The following is a 24,755-nucleotide window of genomic DNA, read 5'->3' as shown; positions in this document are numbered from 1 at the left end:
TGCGCGAAGAGCAAACGGTCATGACGACGACGGACTGGCGCGGCCGCGCCGTCACCAATGACGACGACGACCTGCCCATCGACGAATCGGTCTCGCGCCGCCGCGAGGCCCGCTCGCTGTTGGGTTCACTGCTGCGGCCCTACGTCACCACGGTCGCGCTGTTGGCGATCGTCGTGGTGGCGGAGAACGCCGCGCGGCTGTCCGTACCGCTGCTCGTACAGCGCGGGATCGACCACGGCATCCCGCCCATCGTGGAGGGCCACTCGTCCCGCGAGCTGCTGACGATCGTCGCGGCGCTGTGCGGTGTCGTATTGATTCAGGCCACCAGCCGGATGTTCTTCCTGCGCCGGTCCGGACGGATCGGCCAGAAGGTGCTTCTCGAGTTGCGCCGTAGGCTGTTCCGGCACTTCCAGCGTCTCGACGTCGCGTTCCACGACCGCTACACGTCCGGCCGGGTGGTCGCCCGTTCGACCAACGACGTCGAGGCCATCCAGGACATGCTGCAGACCGGGTTCGACGGTCTCATCACCGCGATCCTGACGCTGTGCGGCACGGCGGTGCTGCTCGTCGTGCTCGACGTCCGGCTGGGCCTGATGTGCCTGTGCGCCTTCCCCGTCCTGGTGCTGCTGGTGTGGTGGTTCCGCGCGCAGTCGTCGAAGACGTACAAGAAGGTGCGCGAGAGCGCCGCGCTGGTGATCGTGCAGTTCGTCGAGACCATGACGGGCATCAAGGCGGTTCAGGCGTACCGCCGGGAGCCGCGCAACCAGGAGATCTTCGAAGACGTCGCCGACCAGTACAAGACCATCAACGAGCGGGCCTTCAAGTTGCTCGCGGTCTTCATGCCGGGGGTCCGGCTGGTCGGCAACATCACCACCGGAGTGGTGCTGCTGTACGGCGGCTATCGGGTGCTGCAGGGCGAGATGACGCTGGGCACGCTGACGGCGTTCCTGTTGTACCTGCGGATCTTCTTCGAGCCGATGCAGGAGATCTCGCAGTTCTTCAACACCTTCCAGTCCGCGGCCGCGGCGCTGGAGAAGATCGCGGGCGTGCTGGCCGAGGAGCCCGGCATCCAGGATCCGCCGCACCCGGTGCAGTTGCAGAACGTGAAGGGCGACATCGGCTTTCATCACGTGGACTTCTCCTACCAACCCGGCCGGCCGGTGCTGCCCGATCTGCACCTGGAAATACCGGCGGGCCAGACCGTGGCACTGGTCGGCACCACGGGGGCGGGCAAGACCACGATCGCCAAGCTGATCGCCCGGTTCTACGACCCCGTTGCGGGCTCGGTGACGCTCGATGGCGTCGACCTCCGCGATCTCTCGCAGGCCGATCTGCGTCACCACGTGGTGATGGTGACGCAGGAGAACTTCATGTTCGAGGGCACCATCGCCGACAACATCCGGTTCGGCCGTCCCGATGCGACGGACGCCGAGGTGCGGGCGGCTGCCACGGCGGTGGGCGTGGACCGGTTCATCGACACGCTCGCCGACGGGTACGAGACGGACGTGGCCAAGCGCGGCGGCCGACTGTCGGCAGGGCAGCGGCAGTTGATTGCGTTCGCGCGCGCGTTCCTCGCCGACCCTGCGGTGCTGATCCTCGACGAGGCCACGTCGTCGTTGGACATCCCCAGCGAGCGGCTGGTACAGCGGGCGCTCGCGACCGTGCTGGCCGACCGCACCGCGGTGGTGATCGCGCACCGGTTGTCGACGGTCCAGATCGCCGACCGGGTGCTGGTCCTCGAGCACGGCCAGATCGTCGAGGACGGCCCGCCCGACGAGTTGATTCGCAGCGACGGCAGGTACGCCGCCCTGCACCGAGCCTGGGTGGATTCCCTGGCCTGAGGGGCGGTGCTCGCCCGGCCCGCGCTGGCACCCCCGCCCCAGCCTGCCGTCCGCGCCAGCGCCCATGCCCGGGCCGCCGCACCCCACACCTCCGCGCCGAGACTGCTGTCAGATCGCAAAAAGTGCGAAAATTGCGATCTCACAGCAGTTTCGAGGTGCGCAGAGGACATTGTGGACAACATGCGCACCACCTGCCTCCGGAATATAGGTTGCGTTATTTGCCCACCTACGAGCGACTTTCGGGCCACTGGGTAGGAGCGCGTGGGCAGTGATCGACGAAAGTCGCTCGTAGGTGGGCAAATTCAATAGTGGTTGAGCCAGCGTGGGTTAGGCTCGTCGTTCGCCGCCCGCTCCGTCGAGACTGCTGTGAGACCGCAAAAAGTCCGAAACTCACGATCTGACAGCAGTTTCGACGAGGTAGGGGAGGGTGCGGTGCGGGATAGGTGGCAGGGGAGGGTGCGGCGCGGGATAGGTGGCAGGGGAGGGTGCGGTACGGGCGGAGCGGGAGGTTGGACGAGAGGCGGTGCGTTACGGCAGCAGTCGCGACCGGCGCGCCTTGCTCACTGCCTCATGACGGGACCGGGCGCCCAGCTTGGTAGCCGCGCTGCGCAGGTAGCTCTTCACCGTCTCTGGCCGCAGCGAAAGACGTTGGGCAGCTTCGGCGTTCGTGCAGCCGAGCGCAACCTGCGAGAGCACGTCGAGTTCGCGCGCCGTCAGTGGTGCCGACTCCGGCCGGCCATCGCCATCGAGGGCGCCCGCAAGCCGGTCGGCCAGCTCGCGCAATTGGCCACGTATCGCCGGCGCGGCGTCGGGCTCCGCCGCCAGGCGGCGAAGTTCGGCGTGCACCTCGCGGATCTGCTCGGGATTGGCCACCGCGTCGGCGAAGTTCGCCAACTGCGCCTCCCGCAGCCGCATCCGCCGATCGACCTCGTCGCGCACCCGCAACTCGTGTCCCAGGCGCCGCGCCGAGGCCAGCATCGCGTCGGCAGCCCTGCCGCCGATCGGAGCGGAAGCGCGGTACGCACCGTAGAGCACCGCACGCGCCCGGCCGTCGACCACCACCGGCACCGCGAGGATCGACCGGATGCCCTCCTCGACCACGGGCCCGTCGTAGTCATGCGTGATCGTGGCGGCATGGCGGTAGTCGGCGACCGCCATCGGCCGCCCGGCGACCATCGTCGCCCCACCGAGCCCGGCGCTCGGCCGGACCGCCAACCCGCGCATGCCGCCCGTGCGGGCGCCGAAGAACTCCGTGAGCAGCAACGTGTCGCCGTGCACCTCGCCGCCGAACGCCAGTGGCAGCCCGGTGGCATCCGCGACCTGGCGGAGTTCGGCCCGCAATGCATCACCGTCGCGCGGGCGCAGCAGCGAGGCGGACACGGCGAACACCCTCTTTCGGGGGTAGCGGACGAGTTACTGTGACGTAGATCCTACGGGCATGGCTAGTAACACCGATCTGTATCGCACCGCGCGCGACCAGCTTGTCGACCTGATCGGCGACTACGAGAAGGCGGTCGATGCCTTCGCCTGGCCGCAGCTACGCGGCACCTTCAACTGGGCCACCGATTGGTTCGACGTCATTGCCAGGGACAACGACCGCACGGCGCTCTGGATCGTCGAGGAAGACGGCGCCGAACAGAAGGTCAGTTTCGCGGAGATGGCCGAAGGCTCCGACCGGGTCGCGACGTGGCTCGCGGGGCTCGGCGTCGGCAAGGGCGACCGCGTCATCCTGATGCTCGGCAACCAGGTCGAGCTGTGGGAATCGATGCTCGGGGTCGCCAAGCTGGGCGCCGTCATCATGCCGACCACCGGTGCGCTGGGCCCAGCCGACCTCTCCGACCGCATCGACCGCGGTGGTGCCAAGTTCGTCATCGCCAACGACGAGGACACCGCCAAGTTCGACGACGTCGCCGGCGACTACGGCCGCATCGTCGTCGGCCACCCCGTCGACGGATGGCACTCGTACTCGGCTGCCTACGCCGTCGCCCCAACGGGCCGGTTCGACGCGTGCACCACCGTCGACGATTCGATGTTGATCTACTTCACGTCGGGCACGACGAGCAAGCCGAAGCTGGTGGAGCACTCCCAGGTGAGCTATCCGGTGGGCCACCTGTCGACGATGGCGTGGATCGGCGTGCGCCCCGGCGACGTACACCTGGCGATCAGCTCGCCGGGCTGGGCGAAGCACGCGTGGAGTTGCTTCTTCGCGCCGTGGATCGCCGAGGCGACGATCTTCGTCTACAACTACCGCCGATTCGACGCCGCGGCCCTGTTGCATCAGATCCGTCGGGCCGGCGTCAACACGTTCTGTGCGCCACCGACGGTGTGGCGCATGCTGATTCAATCCGACCTGGGCCCGAAGCCTGAAGGGTTGCGCGAAATCCTCGGAGCCGGTGAGCCGCTCAATCCCGACGTCATCGCTCAGGTGGAACGGGCGTGGGGCCTGACGATCCGCGACGGGTTCGGCCAGACCGAGACCACGCTGCAGGTCGGCAACACGCCCGGCCAGCCGGTGAAGCCAGGGTCGATGGGACGGCCCATGCCCGGCGTTCCCGTGGTGCTGATCGACCCGGTCAGCGGGCAGCCCGGTGACGAAGGCGAGATATGCCTTGACGTGCAAGCCAACCCCGTCAATCTGATGACCGGCTACCTCGCCGATCCCGAGCGCAACGAGGCGGTGATGGCGGGCGGCTACTACCACACCGGCGACGTCGCCCAGCGCGACGACGACGGCTACATCACCTACATCGGCCGCACCGACGACGTGTTCAAGTGCTCCGACTACAAGGTGTCGCCGTTCGAGCTGGAGAGCGTGCTCATCGAGCATCCCGCCGTCGTCGAGGCGGCGGTGGTGCCGCAACCGGACGTCACGCGGTTGTCGGTGCCCAAGGCCTACGTCGCGCTGGCCGACGGCTGGAATCCCGACGGCGAAACCGCCAAGGCGATCATGGAATACGCCCGCGACCATCTCGCGCCGTACCTGAAGGTGCGTCGCGTCGAGTTCTACGAGCTGCCGAAGACCATCTCGGGCAAGATCCGCCGCGTCGAGCTGCGCGGGCGCGAAGAGGACGCGCACGCCGCCGGCACGCCGATCGCGACCGAGTACCGCTACGAGGATCTGGTGAACGGATGAAGTCCTACGACGCAGGCCCGACGGACGCGCCGATCCTCGAGGAGACCATCGGCGCGAACTTCGAACGGACCGCCGCGCGGTACCCGGACGACGAAGCGCTCGTCGACCTCGCCCAGGGTGTGCGCTTCACCTACGCACAGGTCAACGCCGAGATCGACGTCGTCGCACGGGGTTTGTTGGCTCTCGGCATCGACAAGGGCGACCGGGTGGGGATCTGGGCGCCGAACTGCGCCGAGTGGACCATCACCCAGTACGCGGCGGCCAAGATCGGCGCGATTCTGGTCAACGTCAACCCTGCCTACCGCACGCACGAACTCGCCTACGTGCTCAACCAGTCCGGCACGCGCATGCTGTTCGCGGCCACCGCGTTCAAGAACTCCGACTACGTGGCCATGGTCGACGCCGTGCGCGCCGAGGTGCCCGGCCTGACCGACGTCGTCTTCTTCGGCACCGACGACTGGGCCGCGCTGCGGGCGCGGGCCGACGAGGTGCCGGCCGACGCGCTGGCCGACCGTCTCGCCAGCCTGACCAGCACCGAGCCGATCAACATCCAATACACTTCCGGTACAACGGGTTTCCCGAAGGGTGCCACGTTGTCGCACCGCAACATTCTCAACAACGGATTCTTCACGACCGAGCTCATCAACCTCGGCCGCGGTGACCGGTTGTGCATTCCGGTGCCGTTCTACCACTGCTTCGGCATGGTGATGGGCAACCTCGGCTGCACCTCGCACGGCGCGACGATGGTAATCCCCGCGCCCGGCTTCGATCCGGGCTTGACGCTCGCCGCGATCGAGCAGGAGCGGTGCACCGCCGTGTACGGCGTGCCGACCATGTTCATCGCCATGCAGAATCACCCCAAGTTCGCCGACCGTGACCTGTCGTCGCTGCGCACCGGAATCATGGCGGGCGCCGTCTGCCCGGTCGAGGTGATGAAGCACTGTGTCGAGGACATGCACATGACCGAGGTCGCCATCGCCTACGGCATGACGGAGACGTCGCCGGTGTCCTGTCAGACCCTGATCGACGACGACCTGGACCGGCGTACGTCGTCGATCGGCCGGGCACACCCGCACGTCGAGATCAAGATCGTCGACCCCGCAACGGGTGTCGTGGTCGAGCGCGGCGAACCCGGCGAATTCTGCACCCGCGGTTACTCCGTGATGCTCGGGTACTGGCAGGACGACGAGAAGACCTCGGAGGCAATCGATTCCGAGGGCTGGATGCACACCGGCGACCTGGCCGTCATGCGGGAGGACGGCTACTGCAACATCGTCGGCCGGATCAAGGACATGGTGATCCGCGGTGGCGAGAACGTCTACCCGCGCGAGATCGAGGAGTTCCTCTACACCCACCCCGACATCGAGGATGCGCAAGTGATCGGCGTTCCCGACGAGAAGTACGGCGAGGAGGTCTGCGCCTGGATCCGGATGAAGCCGGGCACCGAGCCGCTCGACGTCGAGGCCGTGCGCGCCTTCGCGGCAGGCAAGCTGGCGCACTACAAGATTCCGCGCTACGTCCACGTCGTCGACGAGTTCCCGATGACCGTCACCGGCAAGGTTCGCAAGGTCGAGATGCGCGAGCACACCGTCCGGCTGCTCGGCCTGTGACCACACCGGTGGCGCCGCCGTCACACCGGTGTCAGAGTTGAACGATGTCCACCGCGACCAGCTCCGCCGTCGTCGGTAGACGGGCGTTCGCGCTGGTCGCCGTCGGTTCGGCGGTGGTGCACGGGCTGATGCTCGGCCGCACGAACAGCGCCGTCCTGGTGGTGCTCGTCATCGCAATGGCGGCCGCATGCCTCTACTGCGCGCGCGACCTCTGGAAGACGAGCTCGACACGGGCCTGGTGCGTCGTCGCGGTGATGAACCTCGGCATGGTCGCGGTGCACTGGTCGGCGCCTGGCCATCACCACGCTGGCGTGGTCGACGTCGCCGCGACAATCCCCACCTCCACGCTGATGACGGTCGCGACCGCGGTGTCGCTATTCGAAGCCGTGGTGGCCACCGCGGTGCTCTTGGTCCATACCCGGGGGCGCGCGGTCAGCCTCGTTCCGTAGCGCTTCTGGGGGCTAGCCGGTAGGCGATGGTGCCGCCAGCGTTGACGACGGCGGCAGTTTTCTCGACGAAAGTACTCGTCATGCCCGCCGGTTCGGCGCCGGTGACAGACACTCAGCGGAGACACCGAAGGAGACGATCATGACCACGTCCATCACACGTAGCACTCACACCACGTCACTGCACGACGGCGAGATCGTCGAGGAATCCGACCTCGGCTCAATGCGACGCGTCACCGCCGACAACCTGCCGATCCTCAAGGGCCTGTCCATCAAGCGGGTGCTGCTGAACCCCGGCGCGATGCGCACCCCGCACTGGCATGCCAACGCCAACGAACTTACCTACTGCGTGTCGGGAACGGCGCTGGTCTCGATCCTCGACAACGGCAGCAAGTTCTCCACGTTCATCGTCACGGCGGGGCAGATGTTCCACGCCGAGTCCGGCTCACTGCACCACATCGAGAACATCGGCGACGACGTCGCGGAGTTCATCATCGCCTTCCGCAACGAGCGGCCAGAGGACTTCGGGTTCGGTGCGACGCTCGGTGCCTTCTCCGATGCCGTGCTTGGCAACACCTACGACCTGCCCGCGTCCGACTTGTCCAAGATCCGCCGCGACACCACCGACCACAAACTCGCCGCCCGGATCGGCGCCCCCGACATCCCGGCGGCGGCGTACTTCAAGGACCCGCACAAGTTCGACATCGAGGCCCAGGCGCCGGGGCTGAACTACGTCAGCGGCAACGCGCGCTTCGCCCGCGATCAGTTCTGGCCGGTGCTGAAGGACATCTCGATGTACTCGCTGCGCGTCACCGAAGACGGTATGCGCGAACCACATTGGCATCCAGTCACTGCGGAGATGGGCTACGTCCAGCACGGTGACGCCCGCATGACCGTCATGAACCCCGACGGCACCCTCGACACCTGGACCATGACCACCGGCGACATGTACTTCATCCCTCGCGCCTACCCGCACCACATCGAGAACATCGGCACCGATCCATGGCACTTCCTCATCTTCTTCGACCAGCCCTTCCCCGCCGACATCGGCTACCGCGCCTCGGCGAGTGCCTACTCGCGGAAGGTGTTGGCCGCGGCGTTCAACACCCACATCGACGACCTGCCCGACTTCCCGTTCACCCCCGCCGACCCGCTGATCGTCGACCGCATCAATCCCGTTGACGCATAGGGTGTTTTAGCCCGTCGGCGGCGTGAACTGGCTCAGCACGAACTGCGCACCCTGCGGGTCCCGGACGGTCGCCGTCTTCGTCCACTCGGTGACGTCGGTGGCGAGGATGGTGGCGCCGAGGGTCTCCGCGGTGGCCGCGGAGGCGTCCAGGTCGGCGATGGCGAAGGTCACCCGCCAGAAGTCGGGCTGGCCGTCCGGGGCGTCGGCCAGCCAGGCGACGGCGTCCTCGAACCCCGGGGGTGCCGCGATGGCGGACTGCCGCTCCCTGATGCCGGGGTCGACGGTCGAGGCGAGGTGTTCGCCGTAGCCGGGCCTGCGGATCACCGTCGCGAACCCGACATCGTCGATCTCCCAACCAAACAGCGGCGCATAGAACGCGGCGGCGCCGGTCGGGTCCGACGTGAGCAGGTCGCTGAAGTTCCACGTGCCAGGCGCGTTGACGATCTGTGCACCGAGGCGCAGGCGTGCTTGCCACAGCCGGAACTGTCCTCCGCGGGGGTCGACGCATGCGGCCAGCCGGCCGCCGGGCCCCGCATCGACGGGTGCGACGGTGATGGTGCCTCCGGCCGCTTCGACGGCCTTGGCGGTGGTGTCGGCATCGACGACGGCGACGTACGTGCGCCACGTGGCGGCCTCGTCGTCGGACTCCGCCGACGCGATGGCGGCGACGTCGTGCCCACCGATGGTGGCGATCTGGTAGCTCCCTGGTGCGGGCCCGACGTCGGTGAACGTCCAGTCGAAGAGGCCGGCGTAGAACCGGCGCGTGTCGTCGAGGTCGTGGGTGACGGTGTCGATCCAGCTGGGCACGCCGTGGGGATAGGTCTTTGGCTCGGGCACGACGCCATCGTTCCCCACGGCACCGACACGCTCAGCGGTACACCAATCCGGACAGCCGCTGCGCCAGGGCCCGCCGCACCGCGGGGATGCGTCCCGCCACGCCCATGGCGACGTTGCGGATGGGCCGCAACGCCCGCGGCAGCGTCGCCAGCCGGGTGAGTCGATCGGTCAGGTCGACCACCTGCTGGGCGATCGGCCGGCGCGCGGCGGCGTAGTCGTCGAGCACGCTGTCGGCACCTCCGCCCAGCGCGGCGGTCAGGGCGTCGGCCAGCGCGACCGCGTCCTGGATGCCGAGGTTCATGCCCTGTCCGCCCGCGGGGCTGTGCACGTGGGCGGCGTCGCCGGCCAGCAGGATGCGTCCGGCGCGGTAGGTGTCGGCCACGCGATGGTGGATGCGGAACCGCGAGCCCCACGTGAGTTCGGTGACCGTCGTCCGGCCGGGGCCGAAGCCGCGGTCGTCGAGGATCTGCTGGATGAATTCGACGGTCGGCTCCTGCGGGGCGTCGTCGACCGGCGCGACGACGCGGTGCGTGCCGTCGGGCAACGGCGCGACGACCGTCAGCCCGGCCTTCGCCCAGAACAGGATCACCTCGTCGGTGGGGGCCTCACCGGTCAGGCGCACGTCGGCCAGCACGAAGGAATCCTCGTATTGGCCACCGGCGAACCCGATTCCGGCTTGCTCGCGCACCGTGCTGTGCACGCCGTCGGCGCCGACGACGTAGCGGGCGCGGATGGTGTCGCCGTCGGTGAAGATGGCCGTCACGCCCTCGGCGTCTTGTGTGGTCGACGCCAGCACCTTGGGCCTGAGCACCTCGCCACCGAGTTCGACGAGGCGGTCCAGGAGCAGTCGTTCGGTGTCGCACTGGGGCAGCGTCAGGGTGTACGGGTAGGCGGTCGGCAACGTGCTGAAGTCAATCGGGATCAGCGACCGCTTGCCGTCGCGGATGGTGAACCGCGGCGCGGCGATGCCCTCCTTGACCATCCGGCGGGACACGTCGAGGCCTTCGAGGACCTCGAGCGTGCGGGCGTTGATGGCGGCGGCGCGCGACGTGTTGGCGCCGGCGGCCTGCCCGTCGACGATCGTGGCGTGCACGCCCCGGACCAGCAGTGATGCGGCGAGTGTGAGGCCGGTGGGGCCGGCTCCCACGATGAGGACGTCGGTGTCGTTCATGGTCGGACTCCCTTGGTGAGTTCTTTGCCAACGTGCGTTGGCATTTCTATGGTGCGCCGTGTCCGTAGAAAAGTCAACAGTTGTTGGCCTACACTCGTTGACATGGGTACGAAGGCCGACCAGACCAAGGCGGCGATCCTTGCCGCGGCACGTGAGAGATTCGCCGAGTCGGGATACGAGGCAGCCACCATCCGGGCCATCGCGGCCGACGCGAACATCGACCCGTCGATGGTGATGCGCTACTTCGGCAACAAGGACCAGCTGTTCGCGGCGGCGGCGGAATTCGACCTGCGGTTTCCGGATCTCTCCGACGTCGAGAGGTCGGAGCTGGGTGCGGCGATGGTGAAGCACTTCTTGGCCCGATGGGAGGGCGACGATGCGTTGATCGTGCTGCTGCGCTCGGCCACCACGAATGCCGAAGCCGCACAACGGATGAAGGAGATGTTCGCGGTGCAGCTCCTGCCCGTGGTCGCGAAGCTGATATCCGACGACGCGCCACGTCGGACCGGCCTGATCGCCACCCAGATGCTCGGCATGGCGTTCTGCCGCTTCGTGCTGCGACTACCGCCGGTCGTCGAGATGACCCAACCCGAGCTGGTAGGCTGGCTCGGACCGACGCTGCAGCGCTACCTCGACGAACCGGAGCGCACGCCGTGACTCCCCAACCGTTTCCCACGGACTGGCGTTCGGCGCTGGTGATGGTGCCGCACCCGGACGATCCCGAGTACGGATGTTCTGCGGCTGTGGCCAAGTGGACCTTCGCGGGCAAGACGGTCCGTTATGTCTTCGCGTGCCGCGGCGAAGCCGGCATCGAAGGCATGCCACCGGAGGAAGCCGGTCCGTTGCGCGAAGCCGAGCAGCGACGAGCCGCGGCGATCGTCGGGGTGGACGACGTGGATTTCTGGGACTTCCCCGACACCAACATCCGCAACACTGCAGAGCTGCGCGCCAAGATCGCAGAAACCATCACCGAGGTGGCGCCCGATGCGGTGATCACCCTCTACAGCGGGCCGGAATGGGAACCGGGCGCACCGAACCAGCGCGACCACATCGAGTTCGCCAATGCCGTTGCCGCCGCCTATGACTCAGTCACCGATCCGCCGCAATGGCTTTTCGAGAGTGGTCCCGAGATCACCCACGGCGAGGTTGTGGACGGGTTCATCGACGTGGCAGTCGAGTCGTTGGCGGCCCATTTCCACTATCTCTCGGTGCTCGATCCCGACACTCCGGTCGAGGAGCAGGCTCGCCAGCAGATCGACGCGGCAACGAAGCCGCGGCCCGAGTTCGGCGGCCGGCGCACGGTGGAGTTCATCTTGAAGCGGAGCAGAACCCCATACGGATGATGAACATCATCGCGGCTCCGCTGCTGCCCGTCAGGGAGTGACGAGGTCCATCTCACGGGGCGAATCGCCGCCGATCGGTTGCGAGATAAGGCTGAGCGTCGTGAGGGGACCGCCGAACTGTTGCAGCAGGCCGCCGGCGTCGTTGCGGCCCAAGTCAATCGGATGGAAGCCCATGGCGTCGATCAACTCGCTCACTTCGGCGTTGGCGTCGGAATGGTTGCCGGACAGAAAGTGAACGCGTCGACCTCCGCCATCGGCGCCGGGCTCCCGAGCGAGCACCTTCGCCCACGTCGAGCCGAACGCCTTCACCACCCGGGCGTTGACCGCCCACTCACCGACCAAGTCGGACGACGGACGACCGCCGAGGTCGGCAGGCGAGAAGTCGGTGTAGTCAATGGCATTGGTGGCGTCGACGATGATGCGCCGGTTCCAGTCCGGCACCTGCTCGACGAGCCCGCGGACGGCTTCGAACGGCACCGCGAGGATCACGACGTCGGCCCGTAGAGCGTCCGCCACCTCGACGGGCGTGATGGTGGGACCCAACTCGCTGACGAGTCGCGCCACGGCGCCGACACCGCTGCCGGAGGCCACGCCGACCGGCAGCTCGATGCGGGCGAACTGACGGGCCACGGCCGAGCCGATGTTGCCGGAACCGATGATGGCGTACTTCATGAAGGTGGGTCCTCTCCGCGACTGTGGCCTGCAGTGGGGGTTTTGTGTTGTCCGTTATGAAACCCCGCGGGATCGGAGGTTAACAGGTTTCATAACGGTCTGCACAAAACACGTAGACTGCGGCGATGGCCCGCCCAAGAGAGTTCGACCGCGCGACGGCGCTCGAGCAGGCGATGGCCGTGTTCTGGGAGCGCGGCGGGTTCGACCGCACGTCGATCAGCGAGCTGACGTCGGCCATGGGCATCTCCTCGCCCAGCCTGTACGGCGCCTTCGGCGGCAAGCAGAGTCTGTTCGACGAAGTGGTCGCCAGCTACGCCGAACGTCCGAGTGCTCCTGTCGCACAATCGATCACCGCCGCGACGGCGCGAGAGGTCGTCGAAAAGATGCTCGATGCGGCGGTGCAGGACTACACCAGCGACGAGCATCCGCCCGGTTGCCTGATCAACGCCGACCCGCTGCTGGGTGCTCGACGCGACGAGGGCCGCGCAGTGATCGCCGACCGGCTGAGGCACGCCGAGAGCACCGGCGACCTTCCCGGCGACGACGACCCCGACGACCTTGCCGAGTTCCTCGTCGTACTGCTCAACGGATTGGCGGCCCGTGCACGCGACGGTGTGCCGCGAGAGCGACTACGGGCAGTGGCCGACATCGCGTTGCGCGCGTGGCCAGAGGCCGGGCCCGCCTAAGCCTCGATCTCCCCGGCGATCCTGCGCTCGATGCCGGCGCGCGTGACGGCGGGCAGCACCACCAGGCCATCGAGCTCGTGACGGGCCTTGGCGTACGCGCTGCGGCGTTCGTCGGGCGTCGCTGACTCGTCGGCGGCCACCCGCAGCAGACGCTGCGCACGTTCCAGTCGCTGCTGTCCCTCGGCCGAGAAGTCACTGCGCCGCCGCCGGATCGCCTCGGCCTCGGCGACGTCGAACGCGGCCGCGTACTCGTGGACGGCGTCGCGGTAGTCGAGTTGGGTGCCGCGGTCACCGATCGCGTCGTCGACGGTCGCCGGACGCAGCAGGTCGGCGTGGCTGCGGGCCTTGTGGAACGCCACCGTGAGCGGCTGGCGCATGTCCGTCATCATCGGGAAGTCGAGCAGCTTGGCGACGTCCATCTCGTAGTCCAGCCAGCGCGCGTCGATGCGGTCGTGCTGCGCGAGCAGCTTGGTCAGTTCCCGTCGGGACGCGGCTTCGTCGATCTTGCCGCGGCCGGACGCCTCGGCCAGCGCGATCTTCGTCTGCTGCTTGATCCGGTACCGCTCCAGCCGGCGTTCGGCGCGCCGCTCGTTGGCCGCCGCGACCGCCCTGACGCCACCACCGATCACCCCGCCCAGCGGAAAGATCAGCCACCAGAAGTTTCCTGCGAAATGCAGCAGCGCCTCCACAGCTTCCAGAATGCCACCGCTTCGAACTAGCGCCCCGGCAGGCCGATGTTGCGGTAGCGGCGAAGCCGATCGGCCATCCGGGTGTCGGCGGGTAGCGCACGCAGCTTGTGCAGTTCGTCGGCGATCGTCGCCGACAGCCGTGCGGTGAACTCCAGCGGGGTATCCGCGGCGTCGGGGTGTTCGGGCACGATCGCGTCGACGATCCCGTGCCGCATCAGGTCCACCGACCGAATGCCTTGCGCCGCAGCCAGTTGCGGGGCGTGATCGGTGTCGCGGTAGACGATGGCGCTCGCCCCTTCCGGTGGCAGGGGAGCCAACCAGCCGTGCAGCGCGGCCAGCACTCGGTCGGCGGGCACCATCGCGAGCGCCGGGCCGCCGCTGCCCTGGCCCAGCAGCACCGACACCGTCGGCGTGTCGAGCGTGACCAGCTCGGCCAGGCAGCGGGCGATCTCGGCGGCCAGACCGCCCTGCTCGGCCTCGGCGGACAGGGCGGGACCTGCGGTGTCGATGACGAGCACCAACGGCAGCCGCAGCCCGGCCGCCAACGCCATGCCGCGTCGCGCTTCCCGCAGTGCCGCGGGCCCGACGGTTCCGCCGACCACGCGTTGCTGACCCACGACCACGGCGGGCTGCCCGCCGAACCGCGCCAGCGCCAACAGCGTCGTGGCCGCCTCGCCAAGACCGGTCCCCGACAGCAGCACCCGGTCGCTGGTCCCGTGCCGGAGTAGATACCCCACACCCGGGCGATCCGGCCGGCGGGACGCCTCGACGGATTCCCATGCGGGCACGTCGGGGACGGGCTCGGCATCCGGCGCCTGCGGCGGAGCGCCCGGTTCGTCGGACACCACCTTCAGCGCGCGGTCCAGGGTGTCGCGCAGCAGTTCCAGCGGCACGACGCCGTCGATCACGCCGTGCCGGAGCAGGTTCTCCGCTGTTTGCACCCCCGACGGGAACGGTTCGCCGTACAGGTGCTGGTACACCCTCGGGCCGAGGAACCCGATGAGGGCGCCGGGCTCGGCGGCGGTGACGTGGCCCAGCGAGCCCCAGGAGGCGAACACCCCGCCGGTGGTCGGATGCCGCAGGTAGACGAGGTACGGCAGATGCGCCCGCTTGTGCAGTTCCACGGCGGCCGCGATCTTGACCATCTGCAGGAACGCGACGGTGCCCTCCTGCATGCGGGTGCCGCCCGAGCTCGGCGACGCCACCAGCGGCAGTCCCTCGGCCGTCGCGCGCTCGATGGCCGCCGTGATCCGCTCCGCGGCGGCCACGCCGATCGATCCGGCGAGGAAGTCGAATTCACACGCCACGACGGCGACGCGTCGGCCGAACACGCGGCCTTCGCCGGTCAGCACCGATTCGTCGAAACCGGTTGCCGCCGCGGCCTCGGCCAGCTCGGCCAGGTACGCGTCGTCCGGGCCGACGTCCAACGGGGTGGTGTCCCAGCTGCGGAACGAGCCCTCGTCCAGTACGGCATCGCGCAGCGCTACGGCGCCGATCCGGCTCACGGGAAGAGGCTATCGGACGGCTCGATAGGGTTGACCCATGATCGGAGTCAGCCGCGACGGCCACGTCGTGACCTTGGAGCTACAACGCCCCGAGCGCCGCAACGCGCTCAACAGCGAACTAGCCGACAGTTTGCGGGAAGCGATCGAAAACGTCGACACCGACGACGTCCGCGCCATCGTCCTGACCGGTCAGGGCACGGTGTTCTGTGCGGGCGCGGACCTGTCGGGTGACGTCTTCGCCGCCAATTTCCCCGACAAGGCGATCGCGCTGAACAAGGCCATCGACGCCGTCCCCATCCCGGTGATCGCCGCCATCAACGGTCCCGCCATCGGAGCCGGTGTGCAGCTGGCCATGATCTCCGATCTGCGGGTCGTCGCGCCCGAGGCGTTCTTTCAGTTCCCGATCGCGAAATATGGCCTGGCCCTCGACAACTGGAGCATCCGCAGATTGTCGTCGCTCGTCGGCTACGGGCGGGCGCGCGGAATGCTGATCGCGGCGGAGAAGCTCACGGCCGAGGCGGCGCTGCAGACCGGGATGGCCAACCGCATCGGCACCCTGGAGGACGCCCAGGCATGGGCTGCCGAGATCGCGGGCTTTGCGCCGTTGTCGGTGCGGCACAGCAAGCGCGTGCTCAACGACGACGGCGCGTACGAGGAACAGTGGCCCGCCCACAAGGAGGGTTTCGACAAGGCGTGGGGCAGTCAGGACGTCATCGAGGCGCAGGTGGCGCGCATGGAGAAGCGGCAACCCAACTTCAAGGGCGCCTGATGCTGCGGGAGGCGGTCCGGCTGGCGGGCGGAACGGCAGCGCTCGTCGGTGGCGGCTGGGTGCTCCGTGCCGTGCAGGGCGCCCCCGCTGCACTGGGCGCCTCACCGGTCGAGATCGAGGCAGTCGTGAAGGGCTCGCCGAACCGCCACGACGGCGCCTTCAAGAATCTGGAACCCGCGTCGACGGCGAGCCTCACCCGCCGCGAGCAGTGGTTGTTGGTGCGCGACGTCATCGGCGGCGGCTCCAGCCAGCACCCGTCGGCGCCTATCCCGTTGGTCACCCCGGCCGTCGATCTGCCTGCCGCCAACCTCGCGGTCACGTGGTACGGCCATTCGTCGGCAGTGATCGAGATCGACGGCTATCGCGTGCTCGCCGATCCGGTGTGGAGCGACCGGTGTTCGCCCTCCCGCGCGGTGGGCCCGCAGCGGCTGCACCCCGCACCCGCACCGCTGGACGCGCTGCCCGCCATCGACGCCGTCATCATCAGCCACGACCACTACGACCACCTCGACATCGACACGATCAAGCAGTTGGCCCGCACGCAGCGCGCCAAGTTCTTCGTTCCCCTCGGCATCGGCGCGCACCTGCGGTCGTGGCACATCCCGGACGACCGGATCGTCGAACTGGACTGGAACGAGAGCGCCGAGCTCGGCGAACTCACCCTGGTCTGCACCCCGGCGCGGCACTTCTCCGGTCGATTCCTGACCCGCAACGTGACGCTGTGGTCGTCGTGGGCGCTGATCGGCCCCCGACACCGGGCGTTCTTCGGCGGCGACACCGGCTACACCAAGAGCTTCGCGGACATCGGCGCCGACCACGGGCCGTTCGACCTGACGCTGATGCCCGTCGGCGCCTATCACCCCGGCTGGCCGGACATTCACATGAATCCCGAGGATGCGGTGCGCGCCCACCGCGACGTCTCCGACAGAGGCGTGTTGCTGCCGATCCACTGGGCGACGTTCCGACTTGCGCCGCATCCGTGGTCGGAGCCCGTTGAGCGGACGCTTGCGGCCGCCGACGCCGAGGGTGTCACGGTCGCGGTCCCGAAGCCGGGCCAGCGCGTCGAGGTGGGGCCCGGGTCGACGCTCGAACCGTGGTGGCGGCTCTAGGCCCGTCTCGTCGTCGCGTTGCCCGATGCGCAGCGCATTCGGCCGTTACCGTGCACCCATGACCGCACAGGCCAAGGCCGTCGCCATCGCGTTACTCGTGGTTCTGGCGGCTGGCTGCGGCTCCGCCCCGCCGGAGCCGCCGAAGCCCTCGACCACGCAGACGCTGTCCGACGTGCCACCGCCGCTGGTGCCCGCGATGCCGTTGCCGGACAACGCCGTCGAGAACGCCGTCGCGAAGCTGGACGGCCTGGCGCAGGACCTGATGACCAAGTCGGGCATCCCCGGCATGGCCGTCGCCGTGGTGCACGGCGGAAAGACCGTGTACGCGAAGGGGTTCGGGGTCAAGGACGTCCGCAACGGGGACGGCGCCGACAATCGGGTGGATCCCGACACGGTGTTCCAACTGGCATCGTTGTCGAAGCCGTTGGGCGCGACGGTGGTCGCCCATCAGGTGGGGGTGAACGCGATCAGCTGGGACACCCCGATCGTCGAGAAGCTGCCGTGGTTCGCGTTGGCCGATCCGGCCGTCACCCGGATGGTCACGGTCGGTGACATGTACTCGCACCGGTCGGGCCTGCCGGACCACTCCGGCGACATGCTCGAGGACATGGGGTACGACCGCCGCTACATCCTGGAGCGGCTGCGCCAACTGCCGCTGGACCCGTTCCGAATCTCCTACGCCTACACGAACTTCGGCCTGACCGCCGGCGCAGAGGCGGTGGCCGTCGGTGCGGGCAAGTCGTGGGAGGACCTCAGTCAGGACGTGCTGTACCGTCCGCTGGGCATGGCGTCGACGAGTTCGCGGTTCGACGAGTTCGTGTCCCGCCCCAACCGTGCGGTCGGCCACATCCACGTCGACGGCCGCTACGATCCGCGCTACGTCCGCGACCCGCAGCCGGAGGCGCCCGCGGGTGGTGTCAGCAGTTCGGTCAACGACCTCACCCACTGGATGAACATGGTGCTCGGCGACGGCAGCTACGACGGCAGGCAGATCGTCGACGCCAAGGCGCTGCTTCCCGCGCTCACCCCGCAGATCGTGTCCAGTCCGCCGAGTGAGCCCGCGATGCGTTCGGGCTTCTACGGGTTCGGCTTCAACGTCGGTCCGACGTCGGCGGCCCGGATGGAGTTCAGCCATTCCGGCGCCTTCGAACTCGGGGCGGGCACGAACGTCGTCATCCTGCCGTCGGCCGACGTCGCGATCGTTGCGCTGACCAACGCGACACCCGCCGGAGTGCCAGAGGCGCTGACGGCACAGTTCGCCGATCTGGTGCAGTTCGGCGAGATTCGCGAGGACTGGTTCAAGCTGTACCAAGGCCTGATGGTGCCGATGGAGAAACCCGAGGGCTCGCTGGTGGGACAGCAGCCCCCGGCGAAACCGGCCCCGCCCGGGCCGCTCGCCGGCTACGTCGGCACCTACCAGAACGACTACTGGGGACCCGCGCGCGTGACCGAGAAGGACGGCGCCCTCGAGTTGGCGATCGGCCCGAAATTGGTTGTTCCGCTTGAGCATTGGGACGGGAACGTGTTCACCTTCTCGTTCGTCACCGAGAATGCGCCGCCTGGAACGATTTCCAAGGCCACCTTCGACGGCGACAAGCTGATCCTCGAGTACTACGACGAGCACGGCACGGGGACATTCTCGCGATGACCACCACCCTCGCCGCAGGTTTGTCGGACGCCGAGGTCGCCCAGCGCGTCGCCGAGGGCAAGACCAACGACGTGCCCGCGCGTGCAGCCCGCAGTGCCTCGGAGATCGTGCGCGCCAACGTCTTCACGCGGATCAACGCGATCCTCGGCGTTCTGCTGATCATCGTGCTGACCACCGGCTCCTTGATCAACGGACTGTTCGGGCTGCTGATCATCGCCAACAGTGCGATCGGCATCATCCAGGAGCTGCGCGCCAAGCAGACCTTGGACAAGCTCGCGATCGTCGGCCAGGCCCGACCCGTCGTGCGCAGGCAGTCCGGCACCGGCGAGCGACCACCTGACGAGGTGGTGCTCGACGACGTCATCGAGCTGGGCCCCGGTGACCAGATCGTGGTCGACGGCGACCTCCTCGAGGAAACCAACCTCGAGGTCGACGAGTCGCTGCTCACCGGCGAGGCCGACCCCATCGCGAAGGACGCCGGCGACAAGGTGATGTCGGGCAGCTTCGTGGTCGCCGGCAGCGGGGCCTACCGCGCCACCAAGGTGGGCCGCGAGGCCTATGCCACGAAACTCGCCGAGGAGGCCAGCAAGTTCACCCTGGTGCGCTCCGAATTGCGCAGCGGCATCAACAAGATCCTCCAGTTCATCACCTACCTGCTTGTCCCCGCGGGGCTGCTCACCATCTACACGCAGCTGTTCACCACGGACGCGGGATGGCGTCGGTCGGTGCTCGCCATGGTCGGCGCGCTGGTTCCGATGGTGCCTGAGGGCTTGGTCCTGATGACGTCGATTGCGTTCGCCGTCGGGGTGATTCGGCTCGGGCGACGGCAGTGCCTGGTGCAGGAACTGCCCGCGATCGAGGGCCTGGCGCGGGTCGACGTCGTCTGCGCCGACAAGACCGGCACTCTGACCGAGAACGGCATGCGGGTCAGCGATTTGAAGGCCCTGACCGCGGATGACTGCGCCGACGTGCTTGCCTCGCTCGCCGCCGACGACAGCCGCCCGAACGCCAGCATGCAGGCGATCGCCGAGGCCTATTGCTCTCCGCCGGGTTGGACGGCCACCGCGACGGCGCCGTTCAAGTCGTCGACCAAGTGGAGCGGCGCCTCCTACGGTGAGCACGGCAACTGGGTGATCGGCGCTCCCGACGTGCTGCTCGATCCGACCTCACCGGAGGCCGAGCAGGCAGAGCAGATCGGCGCACTGGGGCTGCGGGTGCTGCTGCTGGGCTCATCGGACCGGCCCGTCGACGCACCCGACGCGCCGGGCGTCGTCACGCCGGTAGCGCTGGTGGTGCTCGAACAACGGGTGCGTCCCGACGCTCGGGATACGTTGGACTACTTCGCCTCCCAGAAAGTCACCGTCAAGGTGATCTCCGGCGACAACGCTGTGTCGGTCGGCGCGGTCGCGGGAACCCTTGGGCTGCACGGCGAGGCGATGGACGCGCGCCAGTTGCCGACCGGCGCTGAAGAATTGGCCGACGCGCTCGAGGAGTACACCACCTTCGGCCGGGTGCGGCCCGATCAGAAGCGGGCCATGGTGCACGCCCTGCAGTCCCGCGGCCATACCGTGGCCATGACGGGCGACGGCGTCAACGACGTGCTGGCGCTGAAGGACGCCGACATCGGGGTGGCGATGGGGTCGGGCAGCTCCGCGTCGCGTGCGGTGGCGCAGATCGTGTTGTTGGACAACAAGTTCGCCACCCTGCCGTACGTCGTCGGTGAGGGGCGGCGCGTGATCGGCAACATCGAGCGGGTCTCGAACCTCTTTCTCACCAAGACGGTGTACTCGGTGCTGCTCGCCGTGCTGGTGGGTCTGGCCGGGCTGTCGTCGAAGTTCTTCGGCACCGACCCGTTGTTGTTCCCGTTCCAGCCCATTCACGTGACGATCGCGGCGTGGTTCACCATCGGCATCCCGGCGTTCGTGTTGTCGCTCGCGCCCAACAGGGAGCGGGCGCATTCGGGTTTCGTGCGGCGGGTGATGACGTCGGCACTGCCGTCCGGTTTGGTGGTCGGCGCCGCGACGTTCGGCTCGTATCTGCTGGCGTACGAAGGCCGGGCGGCCACCACGACGGAACAAACCCAGGCGTCGACGGCCGCCCTGATCACGCTGCTGGTGAGCGCCCTGTGGGTGCTCGCCGTGGTGGCCCGTCCTTACGAGTGGTGGCGGATCGCACTGGTCGCCATCTCCGCGCTGGCCTACGTGGTGATCTTCTCGATCCCGCTGGCGCGCGAGCAGTTCATGCTCGACCCGAGCAACGCCGCGCTGACGGCGATGGCGCTCGGTTTGGGGATCGTCGCCGCGGCGCTGATCGAGGTGACCTGGTGGGTGCAGGGCGCGATGCTGGGCGAACGCCGCCGCTTGTGGCGGGAGCCCTCGGACTGACGAATCGCACGATTCGTCCTTGGTTAGGGTGGGCTCATGGGATTTCTCGACAAAGTGAAGAACTTGGTGTCGAAGAACGCCGACAAGGTGGACACCGCGATCGACAAGGCCGGCGATCTCGTCGACAAGAAGACGCAGGGCAAGTACGCCCAGCACGTCGACAAGGTGCAGGACGCGGCGAAGAAGGCCGCAAGGGACCATGCGGCCGGCACCCCGCAGACGCCGCCTCCGACCCCGCCCGCTCCGCCCGCGGGCCCGCCCGTCTCGTAAATGGCGAAGCTGTCGGTTTCCGTCGACGTTCCCCTGTCGCCGGAGAAAGCATGGGCCGCCGCGTCCGATCTGTCGCGCTACGGCGAGTGGCTGAGCATCCACCGGGTGTGGCGCAGCAAGCTGCCCGAAACGCTGGAGAAGGGCACCCAGCTGGTCTCGATCGTCGAGGTCAAGGGCATGCCCAACCTGATCAGATGGACCATCGTGAACTGGAAGCCCCCGCATGCGATGACGCTTAACGGCGACGGCAAGGGCGGCGTGAAGGTCAAGTTGATCGGCAAGATCAAGCCGGCTGACGCCGACCCGACGGGCTCCACGGTGACGTTCGACGTGCATCTGGGTGGTCCGGCGCTGTTCGGCCCGATCGGCATGGTCGTCGCGGGCGCGCTGAAGGGTGACATCCGCCAGTCGCTGGAGAAGTTCAAGGCCGTCTTCGCGTAGCGCCCTTCTCCGCGCGAGCAGACATAGATGTCCCCCTAAACGGCGGTTTTGGCGGACATTTATGTCTGCTCGCGGGGAAGGTGCGGGCACGCCGCCACTTGACCCGCCCCACGCCTTCTGTTTAATGTGAGCGCTGTCACGAATTGAAACGTTTCAAAACACGAAGGCGGGCACATGCCGTCCATCAGCGCAGAGCGGGTCTGCTTCCTGCTGCGGCTCAAGCCGGACCGCGCGCAGGACTACCTGCAGGCACACGAGACGGTGTGGCCGGAGATGCTCGACGCACTGCGCGACGCCGGTTGGGCGAACTACTCGTTGTTCGTCGAACCCCAGGACGGCCTGGTGGTCGGCTACCTCGAAACCGACGACTTCGCCGCGGCGAACGCCCGGATGGCGGCCACCGAGATCAATGCGAAGTGGCAGGCCACGATGGCCGACTACTTCGAAGCGCCTCGTGGCCGCACCCCCGATCAGGCCATGCACCGACTCACCGAGTACTTCCACCTACCCTGAGAACCGAGGACCCATGAAGATGCGCGTAGGAGCCCGCTCCACCACCGGCTGGAAGGCAACGATCTCGGTCGCGATGTCCAACTACATCGAGGCCGGATCCATCATCGCAATCGCCACCAGCCTCGGCTTCTGGCAGGACGCGTTCGGCATCAGCAACTTCGCCGTCGGTCTGCTCGCGGCCTTGTCCGCCAACGCATTCGGTGCAGCCATCGGCGCGGTCCTCGGCGGTCCGCTGTGCGACCGCTTCGGCCGCAAGGCGATCTACACCTACGACCTGCTGGTCTACATGGTCGGCGTGCTGATCGCCGCGTTCGCGCTGAACTTCACCATGCTGCTGATCGCGTTCATCGTCACCGGCATCGCGGTCGGCGCCGGGGTGCCGGCCTCGTGGACCTACATCGCCGAGCAGGCTCCGTCGGTGCAGCGCGCCAAGCACGTCGGCACCGCGCAGCTGGCCTGGTCGACGGGCCCGCTGATCGGGTTCGCCCTCGCCGCCGCGCTCGCCCCGCTCGGCCTGTTCGGGTCCCGGCTGATCTTCCTGCACCTGTTCGTGGTCGCCGGCGTCGTGTGGTGGATCCGACAGGGCCTTGCCGAGTCGCAGATCTGGCAGGACGAGGGACAGCACGAAACCGCTTCCGTCGCATCCGCCGTCGGCGTACGGGGCATCCGCGGACTGTTCTCCCGCAAGGTCAACATCGCCGCGCTGCTGTTCCTTGGCGGCATCTACCTGTTCTGGAATACCGTCGCCGGTCAGGCCGGCATCTTCATGCCGCGGGTGTACGACGCCGCGGGTCTGCACAGCGCCGTTCAGCAGAATCTGCTGCAGGTGCTGGTGTGGGGATGCACCGTCGCGGCCACCTACTTCGGCTTCATGAAGTTCGCCGATCGGGTGTCGCAGCGGCTGCTCTACGTCGGCGGCGCCGCGCTGGGCATCATCGGCTGGATCGTGTTGGTCGCCTTCACCGACAGCGGCATGCCGACGATGCTCGTGTTCGCCGTGCTGTGGGGCATCTCGTCGGGCATTGGCGCCCAAGCGTTCTACAGCCTCTGGGCCAGCGAGCTGTTCGCCACGCCCTACCGGGCCAGCGCGCAGGGCGTGATGTTCTTCGTCGTGCGGACCGTCACCGGCCTGCTCAGCTATTTCTTCCCGACGCTGCTGGCGGTCACGGGGCTGACCGGGGTCGGCCTGCTGCTCGTCGGCCTGCTGACGGTCGCGCTGGTGATCGGCGCCATCTGGGCACCGCGCACGCAGGGCAAGACGCTCAAGCAGATCGAGGTCGAGCGCTACGGCGCACCCGTCGAGGAGACGACGGTCACGACCGAGGCGGTGTCGCGATGACGGCGGACTTCGCCGGACCGGTATTCGACAACCTCGCCATCGAACTGCCGTCGTGGGCCTTCGGCAACTCGGGCACCCGGTTCAAGGTGTTCGGCTCGCCGGGCACACCGCGCAGCGTTCGCGAGAAGATCGCCGACGCCGCCATGGTGCACCGGCTGACCGGCCTCGCTCCCACTGTCGCGCTGCACATTCCGTGGGACGCGGTCGACGACTACGCCGCCCTCGGCGCCTACGCGGCAGAGCACGGTGTCGCGCTGGGCACCATCAACTCCAACACCTTCCAGGACGACGACTACAAGTTCGGCAGCCTCACCCACACCGATAAGACGGTGCGGCAGAAGGCCATCGACCACCACCTCGCCTGTATCGAGATCATGGAGGAGACGGGTTCGCGCGACCTCAAGATCTGGCTGGCCGACGGCACCAACTACCCGGGCCAGGGCGACATCCGCGGACGCCAGGACCGGCTGGCCGACTCGCTGGCGACGATCTACCAGCACATCGGCGAGGGCCGGCGAATGGTGTTGGAGTACAAGTTCTTCGAACCGGCGATGTACATGACCGACGTGCCGGACTGGGGCACGGCGTTCGCGCACGTGAGCGCACTGGGTGAGCGGGCCACGGTCTGCCTGGATACCGGCCACCACGCGCCGGGCACCAACATCGAGTTCATCGTGGCCCAGCTGCTCCGGCTGGGAAAGCTCGGCTCGTTCGACTTCAACTCCCGCTTCTACGCCGACGATGACCTCATCGTCGGTGCCGCCGACCCGTTCCAGTTGTTCCGCATCATGGTGGAAGTCATCCGCGGCGGCGGACTGGAGCCCGGCTCGGGTCTGGCGCTGATGCTCGACCAATGCCACAACGTCGAGGAGAAGATCCCGGGCCAGATCCGTTCGGTCCTCAACGTGCAGGAGATGACCGCGCGGGCACTGCTCGTCGACGTCGACGCGCTGGCGGCCGCGCAGGAAATCGGGGACGTGCTGGGCGCCAACGGCATCGTGATGGACGCGTTCTACACCGACGTCCGTCCCGCGCTCGCCGAGTGGCGGACCGACCGCGGACTGCCCGCCGACCCGATGGCCGCCTTCGCCGCATCGGGTTACCAGGAGACCATCAATGCCGAACGCATCGGCGGCACCCAATCATCGTGGGGAGCATGA

Annotated in this window: 23 protein-coding genes; 17 read left to right on the top strand and 6 right to left on the bottom strand. The window is 68.0% G+C overall.

Annotated elements, in window-relative coordinates; genetic code table 11:
* Window positions 1–20 precede the first annotated feature (20 nt).
* Window positions 21–1,841, top strand: coding sequence for an ABC transporter ATP-binding protein (locus N536_RS0107140; RefSeq protein WP_029112990.1), 1,821 nt, complete (start codon window positions 21–23; stop codon window positions 1,839–1,841).
* A 528-nt stretch (window positions 1,842–2,369) separates the two neighbouring features.
* Here N536_RS0107140 and N536_RS0107135 read toward each other — a convergent pair.
* Window positions 2,370–3,221, bottom strand: a complete 852-nt coding sequence (locus N536_RS0107135; protein ID WP_081809114.1) for a LuxR C-terminal-related transcriptional regulator — start codon at window positions 3,219–3,221, stop codon at window positions 2,370–2,372.
* A 58-nt stretch (window positions 3,222–3,279) separates the two neighbouring features.
* Between N536_RS0107135 and N536_RS0107130 the strand changes: the two genes are divergently transcribed.
* From N536_RS0107130 to N536_RS0107115, 4 genes are all read left to right on the top strand, one after another.
* Entirely contained in the window at window positions 3,280–4,974 is a 1,695-nt protein-coding gene (locus N536_RS0107130; RefSeq protein WP_029112988.1) for an AMP-binding protein, read from the top strand.
* A complete protein-coding gene (locus tag N536_RS0107125) occupies window positions 4,971–6,584 on the top strand; it encodes an AMP-binding protein (RefSeq protein ID WP_029112987.1) in 1,614 nt (537 codons plus the stop codon). The genes N536_RS0107130 and N536_RS0107125 overlap by 4 nt, the downstream gene beginning before the upstream one ends.
* A 44-nt stretch (window positions 6,585–6,628) precedes the next feature.
* Window positions 6,629–7,033 carry a hypothetical protein gene (locus N536_RS0107120; protein ID WP_029112986.1) on the top strand — a complete coding sequence of 135 codons (405 nt, stop codon included), beginning with the start codon at window positions 6,629–6,631 and terminating at the stop codon, window positions 7,031–7,033.
* A gap of 139 nt (window positions 7,034–7,172) precedes the next feature.
* A complete protein-coding gene (locus tag N536_RS0107115) occupies window positions 7,173–8,219 on the top strand; it encodes a cupin domain-containing protein (RefSeq protein ID WP_029112985.1) in 1,047 nt (348 codons plus the stop codon).
* A 6-nt stretch (window positions 8,220–8,225) separates the two neighbouring features.
* Here N536_RS0107115 and N536_RS0107110 read toward each other — a convergent pair whose 3' ends face one another.
* Together N536_RS0107110 and N536_RS0107105 are read right to left on the bottom strand one after the other, a co-directional pair.
* Complete coding sequence (locus N536_RS0107110; RefSeq protein WP_029112984.1) at window positions 8,226–9,056, bottom strand: VOC family protein; 831 nt, start codon at window positions 9,054–9,056, stop codon at window positions 8,226–8,228.
* A gap of 31 nt (window positions 9,057–9,087) precedes the next feature.
* On the bottom strand, window positions 9,088–10,227 hold the full coding sequence (locus N536_RS0107105) for an FAD-dependent monooxygenase (RefSeq protein ID WP_029112983.1): 1,140 nt from the start codon (window positions 10,225–10,227) through the stop codon (window positions 9,088–9,090).
* Between the two features lie 102 nt (window positions 10,228–10,329).
* Here N536_RS0107105 and N536_RS0107100 point away from each other — a divergent pair, with 102 nt between their 5' ends.
* Window positions 10,330–10,884, top strand: a complete 555-nt coding sequence (locus N536_RS0107100; RefSeq protein ID WP_029112982.1) for a TetR family transcriptional regulator — start codon at window positions 10,330–10,332, stop codon at window positions 10,882–10,884.
* Window positions 10,881–11,570 (top strand): PIG-L deacetylase family protein, encoded by a 690-nt coding sequence (locus N536_RS0107095; RefSeq protein ID WP_029112981.1) that lies wholly within the window; start codon window positions 10,881–10,883, stop codon window positions 11,568–11,570. Before N536_RS0107100 ends, N536_RS0107095 begins: the two co-directional genes overlap by 4 nt.
* Before the next feature lie 30 nt (window positions 11,571–11,600).
* Here N536_RS0107095 and N536_RS37630 read toward each other — a convergent pair whose 3' ends face one another.
* Window positions 11,601–12,242 carry an NADPH-dependent F420 reductase gene (locus N536_RS37630; RefSeq protein WP_051574302.1) on the bottom strand — a complete coding sequence of 214 codons (642 nt, stop codon included), beginning with the start codon at window positions 12,240–12,242 and terminating at the stop codon, window positions 11,601–11,603.
* A 125-nt stretch (window positions 12,243–12,367) separates the two neighbouring features.
* Between N536_RS37630 and N536_RS0107085 the strand changes: the two genes are divergently transcribed.
* A complete protein-coding gene (locus N536_RS0107085; RefSeq protein ID WP_029112980.1) occupies window positions 12,368–12,928 on the top strand; it encodes a TetR/AcrR family transcriptional regulator in 561 nt (186 codons plus the stop codon).
* Here N536_RS0107085 and N536_RS0107080 read toward each other — a convergent pair.
* Both N536_RS0107080 and N536_RS0107075 read right to left on the bottom strand, forming a co-directional pair.
* Window positions 12,925–13,617, bottom strand: a complete 693-nt coding sequence (locus N536_RS0107080; RefSeq protein ID WP_029112979.1) for a hypothetical protein — start codon at window positions 13,615–13,617, stop codon at window positions 12,925–12,927. The two genes, N536_RS0107085 and N536_RS0107080, sit on opposite strands and share 4 nt — an antisense overlap.
* 26 nt (window positions 13,618–13,643) lie before the next feature.
* A complete protein-coding gene (locus N536_RS0107075; protein ID WP_029112978.1) occupies window positions 13,644–15,122 on the bottom strand; it encodes a carboxyl transferase domain-containing protein in 1,479 nt (492 codons plus the stop codon).
* Between the two features lie 37 nt (window positions 15,123–15,159).
* Here N536_RS0107075 and N536_RS0107070 point away from each other — a divergent pair, with 37 nt between their 5' ends.
* From N536_RS0107070 to rhaI, 9 genes are all read left to right on the top strand, one after another.
* A complete protein-coding gene (locus N536_RS0107070) occupies window positions 15,160–15,891 on the top strand; it encodes an enoyl-CoA hydratase (RefSeq protein ID WP_029112977.1) in 732 nt (243 codons plus the stop codon).
* Complete coding sequence (locus N536_RS0107065) at window positions 15,891–17,000, top strand: MBL fold metallo-hydrolase (RefSeq protein ID WP_029112976.1); 1,110 nt, start codon at window positions 15,891–15,893, stop codon at window positions 16,998–17,000. Before N536_RS0107070 ends, N536_RS0107065 begins: the two co-directional genes overlap by 1 nt.
* A gap of 58 nt (window positions 17,001–17,058) precedes the next feature.
* The gene (locus tag N536_RS0107060; RefSeq protein ID WP_029112975.1) at window positions 17,059–18,648 is read left to right on the top strand and encodes a serine hydrolase; all 1,590 of its coding nucleotides are present in this window, start codon (window positions 17,059–17,061) and stop codon (window positions 18,646–18,648) included.
* Entirely contained in the window at window positions 18,645–21,032 is a 2,388-nt protein-coding gene (locus N536_RS0107055) for a cation-translocating P-type ATPase (RefSeq protein WP_029112974.1), read from the top strand. The genes N536_RS0107060 and N536_RS0107055 overlap by 4 nt, the downstream gene beginning before the upstream one ends.
* Before the next feature lie 36 nt (window positions 21,033–21,068).
* Window positions 21,069–21,302, top strand: a complete 234-nt coding sequence (locus N536_RS0107050) for an antitoxin (RefSeq protein WP_029112973.1) — start codon at window positions 21,069–21,071, stop codon at window positions 21,300–21,302.
* Window positions 21,303–21,743, top strand: coding sequence for an SRPBCC family protein (locus N536_RS0107045; protein WP_029112972.1), 441 nt, complete (start codon window positions 21,303–21,305; stop codon window positions 21,741–21,743).
* Between the two features lie 174 nt (window positions 21,744–21,917).
* Window positions 21,918–22,256 carry an L-rhamnose mutarotase gene (locus tag N536_RS0107040; RefSeq protein ID WP_029112971.1) on the top strand — a complete coding sequence of 113 codons (339 nt, stop codon included), beginning with the start codon at window positions 21,918–21,920 and terminating at the stop codon, window positions 22,254–22,256.
* A 19-nt stretch (window positions 22,257–22,275) separates the two neighbouring features.
* On the top strand, window positions 22,276–23,595 hold the full coding sequence (locus N536_RS0107035) for an MFS transporter (RefSeq protein ID WP_029112970.1): 1,320 nt from the start codon (window positions 22,276–22,278) through the stop codon (window positions 23,593–23,595).
* Window positions 23,592–24,755, top strand: a complete 1,164-nt coding sequence (rhaI, locus tag N536_RS0107030; protein ID WP_029112969.1) for an L-rhamnose isomerase — start codon at window positions 23,592–23,594, stop codon at window positions 24,753–24,755. Before N536_RS0107035 ends, rhaI begins: the two co-directional genes overlap by 4 nt.

The organism is Mycobacterium sp. URHB0044, assembly GCF_000620625.1.
Taxonomy (GTDB): domain Bacteria; phylum Actinomycetota; class Actinomycetes; order Mycobacteriales; family Mycobacteriaceae; genus Mycobacterium.
The sequence above is the reverse complement of the archived record's forward strand: the minus strand, read 5'-3'. Positions and strand labels throughout refer to the sequence as shown.